At 68.1% G+C, this 12,348-nt stretch carries 14 protein-coding genes; 3 read left to right on the forward strand and 11 right to left on the reverse strand.

Going from position 1 to position 12,348, the window contains the following annotated elements:
- Positions 1–76 precede the first annotated feature (76 nt).
- From NMD1_RS09535 to NMD1_RS09555, 5 genes are all read right to left on the reverse strand, one after another.
- Positions 77–1,258: a CCA tRNA nucleotidyltransferase gene (locus tag NMD1_RS09535; RefSeq protein WP_125954528.1), complete on the reverse strand. Its 1,182-nt coding sequence runs from the start codon at positions 1,256–1,258 to the stop codon at positions 77–79.
- Positions 1,255–1,863 carry a CoA pyrophosphatase gene (locus tag NMD1_RS09540; RefSeq protein WP_125954529.1) on the reverse strand — a complete coding sequence of 203 codons (609 nt, stop codon included), beginning with the start codon at positions 1,861–1,863 and terminating at the stop codon, positions 1,255–1,257. Before NMD1_RS09540 ends, NMD1_RS09535 begins: the two co-directional genes overlap by 4 nt.
- Positions 1,860–2,435: a DUF1285 domain-containing protein gene (locus NMD1_RS09545; protein WP_125954530.1), complete on the reverse strand. Its 576-nt coding sequence runs from the start codon at positions 2,433–2,435 to the stop codon at positions 1,860–1,862. Before NMD1_RS09545 ends, NMD1_RS09540 begins: the two co-directional genes overlap by 4 nt.
- A 23-nt stretch (positions 2,436–2,458) precedes the next feature.
- A complete protein-coding gene (locus NMD1_RS09550) occupies positions 2,459–2,968 on the reverse strand; it encodes a GNAT family N-acetyltransferase (RefSeq protein ID WP_125954531.1) in 510 nt (169 codons plus the stop codon).
- Between the two features lie 114 nt (positions 2,969–3,082).
- Positions 3,083–4,504, reverse strand: coding sequence for a short-chain fatty acyl-CoA regulator family protein (locus NMD1_RS09555; RefSeq protein ID WP_125954532.1), 1,422 nt, complete (start codon positions 4,502–4,504; stop codon positions 3,083–3,085).
- 147 nt (positions 4,505–4,651) lie between these two features.
- Between NMD1_RS09555 and NMD1_RS09560 the strand changes: the two genes are divergently transcribed.
- Positions 4,652–6,247, forward strand: a complete 1,596-nt coding sequence (locus NMD1_RS09560) for an isocitrate lyase (RefSeq protein WP_124811116.1) — start codon at positions 4,652–4,654, stop codon at positions 6,245–6,247.
- 68 nt (positions 6,248–6,315) lie between these two features.
- The gene (locus tag NMD1_RS21355; protein WP_168196035.1) at positions 6,316–6,474 is read left to right on the forward strand and encodes a hypothetical protein; all 159 of its coding nucleotides are present in this window, start codon (positions 6,316–6,318) and stop codon (positions 6,472–6,474) included.
- 169 nt (positions 6,475–6,643) lie between these two features.
- On the opposite strand, the gene NMD1_RS09565 is transcribed toward NMD1_RS21355, so the two are convergent.
- Entirely contained in the window at positions 6,644–6,982 is a 339-nt protein-coding gene (locus tag NMD1_RS09565; protein ID WP_124811115.1) for a PilZ domain-containing protein, read from the reverse strand.
- Positions 6,983–7,625: 643 nt separating this feature from the next.
- Between NMD1_RS09565 and NMD1_RS09570 the strand changes: the two genes are divergently transcribed.
- Positions 7,626–8,318, forward strand: a complete 693-nt coding sequence (locus NMD1_RS09570; RefSeq protein ID WP_125954533.1) for a glutamine amidotransferase — start codon at positions 7,626–7,628, stop codon at positions 8,316–8,318.
- A 26-nt stretch (positions 8,319–8,344) separates the two neighbouring features.
- Here NMD1_RS09570 and NMD1_RS09575 read toward each other — a convergent pair whose 3' ends face one another.
- Genes NMD1_RS09575 through cobA form a run of 5 tightly spaced genes read right to left on the reverse strand, consistent with a single transcriptional unit; the run spans position 8,345 to position 12,318 of the window.
- On the reverse strand, positions 8,345–9,178 hold the full coding sequence (locus NMD1_RS09575) for a phosphoadenylyl-sulfate reductase (RefSeq protein ID WP_125954534.1): 834 nt from the start codon (positions 9,176–9,178) through the stop codon (positions 8,345–8,347).
- 1 nt (position 9,179) lies between these two features.
- Positions 9,180–9,614 carry a DUF934 domain-containing protein gene (locus NMD1_RS09580; RefSeq protein WP_125954535.1) on the reverse strand — a complete coding sequence of 145 codons (435 nt, stop codon included), beginning with the start codon at positions 9,612–9,614 and terminating at the stop codon, positions 9,180–9,182.
- The gene (locus tag NMD1_RS09585) at positions 9,607–11,241 is read right to left on the reverse strand and encodes a nitrite/sulfite reductase (RefSeq protein WP_125954536.1); all 1,635 of its coding nucleotides are present in this window, start codon (positions 11,239–11,241) and stop codon (positions 9,607–9,609) included. The genes NMD1_RS09580 and NMD1_RS09585 overlap by 8 nt, the downstream gene beginning before the upstream one ends.
- Before the next feature lies 1 nt (position 11,242).
- Positions 11,243–11,539: a DUF2849 domain-containing protein gene (locus NMD1_RS09590; protein ID WP_124811110.1), complete on the reverse strand. Its 297-nt coding sequence runs from the start codon at positions 11,537–11,539 to the stop codon at positions 11,243–11,245.
- Positions 11,536–12,318 carry a uroporphyrinogen-III C-methyltransferase gene (gene cobA / locus NMD1_RS09595; protein ID WP_125954537.1) on the reverse strand — a complete coding sequence of 261 codons (783 nt, stop codon included), beginning with the start codon at positions 12,316–12,318 and terminating at the stop codon, positions 11,536–11,538. The genes NMD1_RS09590 and cobA overlap by 4 nt, the downstream gene beginning before the upstream one ends.
- Between the last annotated feature and the right edge of the window lie 30 nt (positions 12,319–12,348).

Genomic DNA, 12,348 nt, shown 5'->3' on the forward strand with positions numbered 1-12,348 from the left:
GCGATGTTGTCCCCTTAGGCCGCTCTGCAGGCGCTCAAGCCACCTTCACGCCTCCGCGCGAAACCGAAAGGTCAGGTCAGCCCAGTTCCGCGTCCAGCAGTGCGCCCACGCGCGCCGCGTCGGGAAAGCCTTCCGCGATCCAGCGCGCTTCCACGGCCCGCAGGATGCGCGCCACGTCCGGCCCCTTGCCGATCCCGCGCGCCACGATTTCGCCGCCCTTGAGCGGGAAACGGGGCACGTCCCAGCCGGTGAGCGGCGTGGTGGACACGCCCGCCAGCAGCAGCCGGTCCAGCGCTTCTTCGCGCCCCAGGCGGTAGGCAAGGCCGCGCGGATCGGACACCGCGCCGTCGCGCGCCGCCGCCGTGGCCAGCCGCTTGCGCTGAGCGATCGACAGGCGCAGCCGCGCCGCCACCTGTTCGGCAACGGGCGGATCGGCGGGCAGCAGCGCGGCCAGACGGCGCAGGGCGTCGGGCGTCAGCCCTTCGCGCCGTTCGCTGGCGATCAGCGCCGCGAGGCTGTCGAGGCCCGCTGCTGTCGCTTCCGGCAGCACTTGCGCCAGCACGCCCAGCTCCGCCATGCGCCGCACCGTGGGCGCGGGATCGGGCAGGCCGAGCAGGGTGAGCAGTTCCCAGCCGATACGTTCGCGCGAAAGGCCCTTCATCCCCGCCGCCAGCGCCGCGCAGGCGCGTTCCGCCTCGGCATCGGCGGGCAGCGTGCCGAAGCGCGCCTGGAAGCGGAAATAGCGCAGGATGCGCAGGTAATCCTCGCGGATGCGCTGCTCCGCCTCGCCGATGAAGCGGACATGGCGCCGCGCCAGATCGTCCAGCCCGCCGAAGAAATCGGTGACCGCCAGCGTGCGCGGATCGGCATAGAGCGCGTTGATCGTGAAATCGCGCCGCGCCGCGTCATCGCGCCATGCGGTGGAGAAGGCGACCGTGGCGTGGCGGCCGTCGGTGGACACGTCGCGCCGCAGCGTGGTGATCTCCACCCCGCCTTCGGGCAGCAGCGCGGTGACGGTGCCGTGGACGATGCCGGTGGGAATGGTGCGGATGCCGGCCGCTTCCAGCCGCGCCATGGTTTCCTGCGGCACCAGCTGGGTCGCCATGTCGATGTCCTTGACCGGGGCGTCCAGCAGCGTGTCGCGCACCGCGCCGCCGACATAGCGGCAATTGCCTTGCGCCAGCGGATCGAGCGCGGCGACCAGCGCGGCGAGGTCCGCGCGCTGCGTCCACGGGGCGGCGGGCAGATGGCCGGTCATGCGCCCCACGCGATCCGGCGCGAAAGGTTGGCGATGATTCCGGCAGTCACGCCCCAGATGCGATGCTGGTGCCACATGATTTCGAGGTAGGCGCGCTCGATGCCGTTGTGAAAGCCGGTCTTGCGGGTGTGGTTGGTGGGGTCGAGCACGAAGCCGAACGGCGGCTCGAACCATTCGGCCACTTCGTTGGGATTGGGTTCCAGCGCCAGCCCTTCGGGCACGACCGCGAGGACGGGGGTGATGTGGTATCCGGTGCCGGTGCGGAAGGAATCGGTGGCGCCGATCACGGCCACATGGCGGCGGTGAAGGCCCAGTTCCTCCTCCGCCTCGCGCAGCGCCGCCTCGATCGGGGTTTCGCCGGGTTCCAGCTTGCCACCCGGAAACGCCGCCTGCCCCGGATGCGCGCGCATGTGCGAGGGGCGGTGGGTGACGAGCACGCCCGGCCCGTCGGGGTGGTCCCGCCGGTCGGTCACCGCTATCAGCACGGCGGCATCGCGCAGCGCGCCATCGCTGGGGGCGCGCCAGTCGTTGTACAAGTCGTCGAGCGCGCGGCTGTGCCCGTCGGCGTAGAGCGCGGTCAGCCGGTCGAGCAGCGATGCGTTCATGCGGCGGGCACCAGCGGGAAGCGCGCACCCAGGCTTTCCACCGCGAGTGCGCCGTCTCCCGACACGTCCAGCGCGTGATCGATCAGTTGGCCATAGGTGCTGCGGTTGAGCCGCGCTTCCGCGCCGTGGCGCACCGCCAGGTAGAACGCGGGGACTTCGGCGGTGCCGGCCACACGCAACGGGTGCTCCGGCCCGGCCAGCACCACGTCGTCGGTGTTGAGCCGGAAGGCCAGCACCGGCCGGCTCCGCCCGTCCTCGTGCCGCACCTGCATGTCGGTGGCGACGAACGCCGCGTCCTCGACCGCGATCGACAGCTTCTCGAACGGGGTGACCAGCCAGTGCCCGCCGTCCGCTTCCCGCCGCAGCAGACCGGAAAAGGCGCGCACCATGGCCGGGCGGCGGATCGGCGATCCTTCGTGGAACCACGTGCCGTCCGCCGCGATCCGCATGTGGCTGTCGCCCGTGCGTGCGGGCGCCCACTGGTCGAGCGGTGGCAACCGGCGGTCGGCGTGGGCCTCGGCCAGTTCCGCGAGCGACATGGCCGCGAGTTCGGGGGGCGGGGTATAGGGCATCGCGATTCCGATGCCAGATCGGATCAGCCGCGCCAAGGCCCCAGCATGCCTTCCGCCGGCAACACCGCCGGATTGGCGGTGCGGCACAGCAGGCGGTGCTGCTCATAGGGACCGGGCAGGCGCCAGCCGCCCGTGTGGGCGTTGGCGAAGCCGAAGAACCGGCCGTAGTATTCCGGATCGCCGATCATCACTTGCGGCAGCGGCGCGCGGGGATCGATCGCGGTCAGGCTGGCGGTGACGAGCGCCTGGCCATAGCCCTTGCCCTGCAGCGCGGGCATCACCGCCACCGGGCCGACCATGATCATCGGATGCGCGCGGCCGGCGCCATCGTTCAGCGCCACCGGCCAGCACTGGATCGTGCCCGCCAGCATGTCGTCATCGTCCAGCGCGGCGAACGAAAGGCCCTGCAGCCATTCGGTGCCCTCGCGCACCTTGTACGCGGTGCGCTGGCGGCGTTCCGGCTCGAAGGCGGTATCGAGCAGCTGCTCGACCAGCGCGGGATCGACGTCGGCAAGGGGAATGATCTTGGACACGGGATGGGGGTGCCTTTGCGGCGGAACGGACAGGGAAGCGGCCGATAGCCCCCCGCTGCCCCCGCTGCAAGCGCTGGCGGGGTTGGCCACACCGCGCGCAGCCGGTCCCGGCTCTCAGCTTTCCGCGAACGCGAAGGGCTCGGCCGCGCGGCGGTAGTCATCCGGCAGGATCTCGCGGCCGATCGGCGGTTCGGCGCGCGCGGTACACTGCGCGCGGTGGCAGAGGCGGCAGGTGACGCCGATGGGTGTGGCGGATAGGCCCTGGGCATCGGCGCCGGCGGCATAGGCCAGCTTCCCGGCGTGTTCGGCGGCGCAGGCGAGCGCGATGGCGCGGGTGGTCCGGGGCCGCTCGTGCCCGCCGCCGCCCGAAACCACCGTCCGCGCGATCGAGAAGAAGCGTTGGCCGTCGGGCAGTTCCAGCCATTGCGTGACGATCTCGCCGGGCGTGCGGAACACGGTGTGGACGTTCCACAGCGGGCAGCCGCCGCCATGCGCGGCGAAGGGAAAGCCCGCGCCGTCCAGCCGCTTGGACACGTTGCCCGCCGCGTCCACGCGCAGGAAGAAGAACGGCACGCGCTCCTGCCCCGGCCGGCCCAGCGTGGTCAGGCGGTGCGCGACCTGTTCGAAGCTGGCGCCGAACAGGCCCGACAGCGCCTCGATGTCATAGCGCCGCGCTTCCACCGCGCGGGCGAACCGGTCATAGGGCATGACCAGCGCGGCGGCGGCATAGCCCGCCAGTGCGCGCCGCACGAGGTTGGCGGCGGTGGGGCTGGCGAAGCTTTCCCCCCGGATGATCGTCGAAATTTCGGGCCGCAGCGCGGTATAGGCGATGTGCAACGCGATGTTGTAGGCGCGGCTGGCCGGCGGCAGCGTATCGTCGAGCAGCAACTGTTCGTTGTGCCGGTCATAGCGGCGGATCGCATCCATCATCACGTCGGGCGGCAGGAAGCGCACGCGTACGCCCTGTTGGCGCAGCCATTCCGCACCACCGCCGGCGCGCTCGATCTCCGCGGCGAGTTCCTCGGCCTTCGAATCGAGCGTGGGGAAATAGTTGCGCCGCGCCGCCACGAAGCGCCGCGCCTCGCCCACCGGGTCCGCCGCCGGATCGCCGCTGCCCTGGCCGCGCTGCGCCGCCAGCGCCTGCTGTTCGCGCAGGTAGGCACCATGCAGGCGCAGCATGGCCTCGGTCACGCCGGGGAAGTTGGTGGCGACATCGGCGACTTCCAGCGCGGGCAGGTCGATATCGGCGAAGATCGGATCGCGCAGCGCATCGCCCAGCCGCCGCGCGTAATCGTCGCGCTCGTCGGCGGCGAGGTCCGCCATGTCGAGCTTGTAGGCGCGGGCCAGGCGCAGCAGCAGGTCGGCGGTCAGCGGGCGCTGGTTGCGTTCCAGCAGGGCGATATAGCTGGGGGAAATGCCCAGTTCCTCTGCCATGGCCTGCTGGGTGAGGCCCAGCTCGCGGCGCAGGCGCTTGATGCGTGGCCCCAGGTAGAGCGGGCGGGCGGGGGACTTGGCGGAAGGGGGCGTGCTGGCCATGGGCGGCATCCTGTCATGCCTGTACAACTTTACAACGAAAATCTGTAAAGTTTGACAACAGCACCGCGCGCCCGGTTCCGCGCGCGGATTCGACCCCTTATCCCGGCCTCAAGCACAGACGCATGACGCGGAAGGGAATCGGATACCATGACCTACCACCAGACCATCGTCGAAGCCGGCAAGGCGATCGGCCCGTTCCAGCAGACCTGGGATGGCATCGAACCGGAATCGGTCGCGCGGATGCGCCTCCAGAACCGCTTCCACACCGGTCTCGACATCGCCCGCTACACTGCCAAGATCATGCGCCGCGACATGGCTGCCTATGACGCCGATCCCGCGAACTACACGCAGTCGCTGGGCTGCTGGCACGGCTTCATCGGCCAGCAGAAGATGATCTCCATCAAGAAGCACTTCGGCACCACCAAGGGCCGCTACCTCTATCTTTCGGGCTGGATGGTTGCCGCGTTGCGCAGCGAGTTCGGCCCGCTCCCGGATCAGTCGATGCACGAAAAGACCAGCGTTCCCGCGCTGATCGAGGAACTCTACACGTTCCTGAAGCAGGCCGACGCGCGCGAGCTGGGCATGCTGTTCCGCGATCTGGATGCGGCGAAGGCCGCGGGCGACGCGGTCAACACCCACCGCCTGCTGCACAAGATCGACGAGTTCGAAACCCACGTTGTGCCGATCATCGCCGACATCGACGCCGGCTTCGGCAATGCCGAGGCGACCTACCTGCTGGCCAAGAAGTTCATCGAGGCGGGCGCCTGCTGCATCCAGATCGAGAACCAGGTCTCGGACGAGAAGCAGTGCGGGCACCAGGACGGCAAGGTCACCGTTCCGCACGAGGACTTCCTCGCGAAGATCCGCGCCGTCCGCTATGCCTTCATGGAACTGGGCGTCGATGACGGGATCATCGTGGCGCGCACCGATTCGCTGGGTGCCGGCCTGACCAAGCAGATCGCCTTCGTCCGCGAGCCGGGCGACATCGCCGACCAGTACAACAGCTTCCTCGATTGCGAGGACGTCGATACCGCTAACCTTGGCCACGGCGACGTCCTGATCACCCGCGACGGGAAGCTGGTGAAGCCCAAGCGCCTGCCTTCGAACCTCTACCAGTTCCGTCCGGGAACCGGCGAGGACCGCTGCGTGCTCGATTGCATCACCTCGCTCCAGAACGGCGCGGACCTGCTGTGGATCGAAACCGAAAAGCCGCACATCGGCCAGATCGGCGGCATGGTCAGCCGCATCCGCGAGGTGATCCCCAACGCCAAGCTGGTCTACAACAACTCGCCCAGCTTCAACTGGACGCTGAACTTCCGCCAGCAGGTGTTCGACGCCTGGGAAGCGGCCGGCAAGGACGTTTCCGCCTATGACCGGGCGCGCCTGATGAGCGTGGACTACGACGGCACCGAGCTTGGCGTCGAGGCCGACGAGCGCATCCGCACCTTCCAGAAGGACGCGGCGCGCGAGGCGGGCATCTTCCACCACCTCATCACGCTGCCGACCTATCACACGGCCGCGCTCAGCACCGACAACCTCGCCAAGCGCTATTTCGGCGAAGAGGGGATGCTGGGCTACGTGAAGCAGGTCCAGCGCGAGGAAATCCGCCAGGGCATCGCCTGCGTGAAGCACCAGAACATGGCCGGCTCCGACATCGGCGACGACCACAAGGAATACTTCGCCGGGGAAGCCGCGCTCAAGGCCGGCGGCGCCCACAACACGATGAACCAGTTCGCCGCCTAAGCCCCGGCGGACTGGCAAAGCAATCCTCGCGGCAATCAAGCCCCGAAGATCCAAGAAGGAGACCCACCATGGCTGAACCTGCACGTGCCCGCGCGGTCCTCTCGACCGAGGACTTCAAGCTGATCCGCGAAGCCGTACTGCACTATCTGAAGGCGATCGAGGACCAGCCGGAATCGGTGAAGTTCTCGAACCTCTACCACCGGCTCGGCAGCGCGATGGGGCGCTGATCCCGCACGGAACTTTCCTGGGGAGGAAAGCTGGCCCGCCACGCACGCCCGCGTGGCGGGCCTTCGCGTTTTGGCCCCTTTCCCGCCCTTTCGCGGCGATCGCCATGCAAAAACCCCTCCAGACGGTGATCCGGAGGGGTCTCGGGAGGAAGCTCGGGAAGGTCGGACGTCAATGCGCGTGGGCGCGACCCTGAGGGAGGATGCCGAAAACGGCTTCCAGCAGGTCCTCGGCGATGGGTTTGAGGAACTGGCAACCGGAAACATAGCCGTTCGTCCAGACCACTTTGGCATCGACCAGGATGTTCGGCGGAATGCGCAGGCAGATGTCGGCGTTGGGGCTGAGTTCGGAATAGGTTTCGATCCGCGATCCGTGCGTGGAAATGTCCACGATCTTGCACAGCGCGCTGCCCAGCATGTCGCCGCTCACCTTGGCGTCGGCAGCCACCTGTGTGCGGCGCGCCTTACGGCGCTGGCTCAAATCGACCTGTTGATATTCGGCAGAGACCATCGGTGTTGTTCCGCAGGATTGTGTTTAATGGGGATACACTAGGTCTGGCTAAAAAGTGGTTAAGAGCGGGCCGTGCGGCGTGCTCGAAAAAGACCTTTGTTTACCATTGCTTGCCCCGCCAGAGCGCCGCGAAGCCCTGCTGCTCGCGGTGGCACCTGAACCATGTTCCGCAGGAATCGGCGTGGGCAAAGCCAGGCTTTGCCCGGCCCAAGCAAGCCTGTTCTTGATAAACTCAACTGATTAGGTAGATATAACGCGTCCGGGCGACGCTTCCCTCTCCCTTCGCCGTCCGGACCGCGGCTTTTGATGGATGTCAGCTTGCTCCGCGTCACCAACGGCTAAAGCGCACGAACCCGGGCGACCTCGCCAGCTTCGTGTTCCGTGAACAGGAGAATGCGAATGTCGAGAGCAGCCCAGTCGTCACCATCCCCGTCCCGGTCCGGCCCACTGGCGCGCATTCCGCGCCGTCGGGCCGTGCCGCCATTGCCTCATCCCTCATGGGCGCGTGGCGACAGTGGCGAAGGGCGCCCCCGGCCGGCGGCGGTCACGGCGACCGACTTCTGGGACCGGCTCGGCCTGTAGGCTGGCCGGTCCCGGAAACGGGGTTTTGACACCAGATTGCGGATGGGTGACCAAAGGCAAGATGAAGACAGCGCTGATCATTCGCCACGTTCCCCACGAGGGGGTGGCGGGCTATCGAGACCCGATCGAGCAGGCGGGTTACGCGGTCGACCGTATCGACGTGTCGGACCCGGCCTTTGGCTCGCTCGATCTGCGCGAACCCGACCTGCTCATCATGATGGGCGGCCCGATGGGGGTCTACGAACACGAGGACCACCCGTGGATACGTTGCCAGATGCGCCGGCTGGCGCTGCGGCTGGAAGCGGACCGGCCCACGCTGGGTGTCTGCTTCGGCGCGCAGATGATCGCCGCCGCCATGGGCTCTGCTGTCTATCCCGGCGGCGCCCGGGAAGTGGGCTTCCATCCGGTCAGCGTCCACGCCGGGGACAGCCCGTTGCGCCATGTCGAAGGCGTGCCGGTGCTGCACTGGCATGGCGATACGTTCGACCTGCCCGAAGGCGTGGAACTGCTGGCGTCGAGCCACGTCTATCGCCACCAGGCGTTCCGGCGCGGGCGCAATCTGCTGGCGCTGCAATTCCACGCGGAGATGGGCGAGGACCCCCGCTTCGACGCCTGGATCGAACAGTCGCCGGACGATGTCGCGGAGGCCGGCCACAGCCCGGAAACGCTGCGCGCGGCGCACGAGGCGCATGGGCCGGGCGCGGTTTCCGCCGGGCGCCGCATGATCGCGGAATGGCTGGACGCGCTCGGTTGAGCGCTGCCCAGGCCCTGGGAAGCATATCAGAAGATCGGATCGTATCCCGGTGGCACGTCGTCGATGCCGGAACTGCTGTCGGTCGATCCCGGCACATGGATGCCGCATTCGGTCTTGTCCCAGCCCTTCCAGCGGCCCGACCGCGGGTCTTCGCCGGGGGCGACCTTGCTGGTGCAGGGCGCGCAGCCGATCGAGGGGTAGCCCAGCGCCACCAGCGGATGGCGCGGCAGCCCATGCCGGTCCATCCAGCCTTCGAGGTCGTCCTTGGTCCAGCTCGCCAGCGGATTGATCTTCAGGCGGCCCTGCGCGTCGGAATGGTCGATCTCGAAGCGGGGCAGCCCCGCGCGCGTGGCGGACTGGAAGCCCTTGCGGCCGGTGATCGAGGCATCGAAGTGCAGCAGCGCCTGCGCCAGAGGCTGGACCTTGCGGATTTCGCAGCAGCCGTCCGGGTCCCACGACCAACGCAGGCCGTTGTCGTCCTTCTTCGCGAGCACCTCGGCGTCCGGCTCCACGATCTGCAGCCCGGTCAGCCCCAGGTGCGCCACCAGTTCGTCGCGATAGGCGACCGTTTCCGGGAAATGCTTGTGCGTTTCGAGGAACAGCACCGGGGTGGCCGGATCGATCTGCGCGATCAGGTGGAGCAGCACCGCGCTTTCCGCGCCGAAGCTGGACACGACGGCAAGATCGCCGGCCAGCCGGTCGCGCAGCACGCCGCGCAGCATGTCCTGCGTGTCGCTGCCGCGGAACAGGTTGTTCAGCCGGATCGCGTCGGTTTCGGTGAAGCGCGGCGCGGTGTCGATCCGATCGACGCGCCGGCCCTGCGCCCGGGCATCCTGCTTGCGCGCCGCCGTTTCCGCCATGTCAGGCCAGCCCGTGCCGCTTGGCCCAGATCGCCGCACGGCCATCGACCGTCTTCTGGTAGACCTCCGGCCAGGTAGCCAGCGCCTTGTCCGCCGCCGCGCGATCGATCGCCTGATTGGGCGCGAAGCTGTCGAAGCCGCAGCGGCGCATGTGCGAAAGCTGGTCCAGCAGGACGTCGCCCACCGCACGCAGTTCGCCGTCATAGCCGTGTTCGCGCAGGATGCGCGCCGCCGAATAGCCGCGCCCGTCGGTGTAGGCGGGGAAATTCACCTCGACGAGGCTCAACCGGCCAAGATGCGGCAGCAGGATGCGCGCATCGTCGCCCGGTTCGATCCGCACGGCCGAGGCGTTGGTCTGTTCGGCGAAGGCGTCCACGGTCACGGCCGGATCGGCCACAGGTTCGTCATCGCGATAACGCAGCGCGTTCTCAACCATAGATCGCCTCCTTGAACGGGGCCATGCCGATGCGGCGGTAGGTATCGAGGAAGCGCTCCCCGTCGGTGCGCTGGGCCAGATAGACGTCGGTAGCCTTCTCCACCGCATCGACGATGCCGTCCTCGTTGAAGCCGGGGCCGGTGATCGTGCCGAGCGAGGTGTCCGCGCCTTCCGATCCGCCGAGCAGGAGCTGGTAGTTCTCCACGCCCTTGCGGTCCACGCCCAGAATGCCGATGTGGCCGGCGTGGTGGTGCCCGCAGGCGTTGATGCAGCCCGAAATCTTCAGCTTCAGCTCGCCCAGTTCACGCTGGCGGCCCAGATCGGCGAAGCGTTCGCTGATCTTCTGCGCCACCGGAATCGAGCGGGCGTTGGCGAGGCTGCAATAATCGAGGCCGGGGCAGGCGATGATGTCGCTGATCAGGTCCAAGTTGGCGCTGGCGAGGCCCGCCGCGTCCAGCTTCTGCCACAGCGCGTAGAGATCGGCCTTCTTCACATGGGGCAGCACGATATTCTGCGCGTGGGTCACGCGCAGTTCGTCGAACGAATGCGCCTTGGCGAGATCGGCCATCAGGCGGATCTGGTCGGCGCTGGCATCGCCCGGAATGCCGCCGGTGGGCTTCAGGCTGATGGTGACGATGGCATAGCCCGGCTGCTTGTGCGCATGGACGTTCTGGTCCAGCCACAGCGCGAAATCGGGATCGCTGCGGTCGATGTCCCCGGACAGGCCGGTCTCGAAGCCCGGATCGGCGAAATAGCCCTTGATCCGCTCCAGCTCGGCCGGCGGCGGTTCCAGCCCCAGCGTCAGGATATGGGCGAATTCCTCTTCCACCTGGCGGCGGTATTCGTCCGCGCCGATCTCGTGGACCAGGATCTTAATCCGCGCCTTGTACTTGTTGTCGCGCCGGCCATAGCGGTTGTACACGCGCAGGCACGCTTCCAGGTAGCTGATCATCTGCAGCGGCGGCACGAAATCGCCGATAACCGGGGCGATCATCGGCGTGCGGCCCATGCCCCCGCCGACGTAGAACCGGCAGCCGATCTCGCCCGCCGCGTTCTTCACGATCTGGATGCCGATGTCGTGCAGCTTCATCGCCGCGCGATCGGTGTCGGACCCGATGATGGCGACCTTGAACTTGCGCGGCAAGTAATCGAATTCCGGATGGAACGTGGACCACTGGCGCAGCAGTTCGGCATAGGGGCGCGGGTCTTCCAGTTCGTCGGCGGCGGCGCCGGCGAACTGGTCGGCGGTGGTGTTGCGGATGCAGTTGCCGCTGGTCTGGATCGCGTGCATTTCCACGCTGGCAAGGTCAGCCAGGATATCGCCCGCGTCTTCCAGCTTGATCCAGTTGTACTGGATGTTCTGGCGCGTGGTGAAGTGGCCATAGCCGCGGTCGTACTTGTCGGCGATATCGCCCAGCATCCGCATCTGCGCGGAATTGAGCGTGCCATAGGGTATCGCCACGCGCAGCATGTAGGCGTGCAGCTGGAGGTAAAGGCCGTTCTTCAGGCGCAGCGGCTTGAACTGGTCCTCGGTCATTTCCCCGGCCAGGCGGCGGTTCACCTGATCGCGGAACTCCGCGACGCGGGCATCGACCATGGCCTGGTCGTACTGGTCATACTGGTACATGTCAGATCACCCAGTTGCCGGCGGCGGGGTCGGCGGGCTTGAGGGAAAGGTCGAGCCGGACGGTGGGGCCAAGCGCGCGGATGCGTTCCTTGATATGCGCGGGGCGCACGCCTTCGCCGGTCACCGATGCGTCGATGGCGTAGGAGCCGACCACGCGCTGCGCGGCTTCCTCGCGCGCGAGGATCGCTTCGGGGTGTTCGCCCGCGTCCACCGCATCGTTGACGTGGCGCGACCAGCCTTCGCCGGTCCACCAGATCACGTCCCCGGTCTTGAGATCGTTGCCGGTCAGGACTTTCACAGCACCGTCTCCCCGGCCGCCCGGGCCATCTTCGCAAGTTCCATCGTTTCTCCCCGCGCCGCGACCTCACCGATGATGATGAGCGCCGGGCTCTTGACCTTTTCGCGCGCGACCAGATCGCCCAGGCCGGCGAGCGGCCCGCGCAGCACGCGCATGTCTGGCCGCGCCGCGTTCTCGACCACGGCCAGCGGCATGGTGGGCGCAAGCCCGTCCGCGATCAGCTTCTCCGCGATCGCCTCGCTGGTGGCGACGCCCATGTAGATCACCAGCGTGCGGCCCACGCCGGCAAGGCCCGCCCAGTTCTGGTCGGATAACCCTTTGCACTGGCCCGCCACGAAGCTGACGATGCTGGCGTTCTCGCGGTGGGTCAGCGGGATGCGCGCCGCCGCCGCCGCGCCCAGCGCCGCGCTGACGCCGGGGACCACTTCCACCGGCACGCCGGCGGCCTCGCAGGCTTCCATTTCCTCGCCGCCGCGCCCGAACACGAACGGATCGCCGCCTTTCAGCCGCACCACGTCGTGCCCTTGCCGCGCCTCGCGCACCAGCAGGGCGTTGATGTCGCTCTGCTTCATCGTGTGGCGGGAGCGCTGCTTGGCCACCGAGACGAACCGCGCGCCGCGCGGCGCCATGGCCAGCACGGCAGGATCGACCAGCCCGTCATGCACCACCACTTTGGCGCGCATCAGCAACCGCGCGGCGCGCAGAGTCAGCAGGTCGGGATCGCCGGGGCCGGCACCGACCAGATAGACCGTTCCGGGAGTGGGGGCGGGATTCTTCATGAGGGCCAGATGGGCGCCCCCGCCCTTTCG

The organism is Novosphingobium sp. MD-1, assembly GCF_001014975.1.
Taxonomy (GTDB): Bacteria; Pseudomonadota; Alphaproteobacteria; order Sphingomonadales; family Sphingomonadaceae; genus Novosphingobium.

What these genes read in the sequence shown, in the direction of transcription:
- cobA (WP_125954537.1), bottom strand. Translation starts at nt 12,318, where the DNA reads ATGAAGAATCCCGCCCCCACTCCCGGAACGGTCTATCTGGTCGGTGCC.
- NMD1_RS09585 (WP_125954536.1), bottom strand. Translation starts at nt 11,241, where the DNA reads ATGTACCAGTATGACCAGTACGACCAGGCCATGGTCGATGCCCGCGTC.
- NMD1_RS09575 (WP_125954534.1), bottom strand. Translation starts at nt 9,178, where the DNA reads ATGGCGGAAACGGCGGCGCGCAAGCAGGATGCCCGGGCGCAGGGCCGG.
- NMD1_RS09570 (WP_125954533.1), top strand. Translation starts at nt 7,626, where the DNA reads ATGAAGACAGCGCTGATCATTCGCCACGTTCCCCACGAGGGGGTGGCG.
- NMD1_RS09580 (WP_125954535.1), bottom strand. Translation starts at nt 9,614, where the DNA reads ATGGTTGAGAACGCGCTGCGTTATCGCGATGACGAACCTGTGGCCGAT.
- NMD1_RS21355 (WP_168196035.1), top strand. Translation starts at nt 6,316, where the DNA reads ATGGCTGAACCTGCACGTGCCCGCGCGGTCCTCTCGACCGAGGACTTC.
- NMD1_RS09535 (WP_125954528.1), bottom strand. Translation starts at nt 1,258, where the DNA reads ATGACCGGCCATCTGCCCGCCGCCCCGTGGACGCAGCGCGCGGACCTC.
- NMD1_RS09565 (WP_124811115.1), bottom strand. Translation starts at nt 6,982, where the DNA reads ATGGTCTCTGCCGAATATCAACAGGTCGATTTGAGCCAGCGCCGTAAG.
- NMD1_RS09545 (WP_125954530.1), bottom strand. Translation starts at nt 2,435, where the DNA reads ATGCCCTATACCCCGCCCCCCGAACTCGCGGCCATGTCGCTCGCGGAA.
- NMD1_RS09560 (WP_124811116.1), top strand. Translation starts at nt 4,652, where the DNA reads ATGACCTACCACCAGACCATCGTCGAAGCCGGCAAGGCGATCGGCCCG.
- NMD1_RS09540 (WP_125954529.1), bottom strand. Translation starts at nt 1,863, where the DNA reads ATGAACGCATCGCTGCTCGACCGGCTGACCGCGCTCTACGCCGACGGG.
- NMD1_RS09555 (WP_125954532.1), bottom strand. Translation starts at nt 4,504, where the DNA reads ATGGCCAGCACGCCCCCTTCCGCCAAGTCCCCCGCCCGCCCGCTCTAC.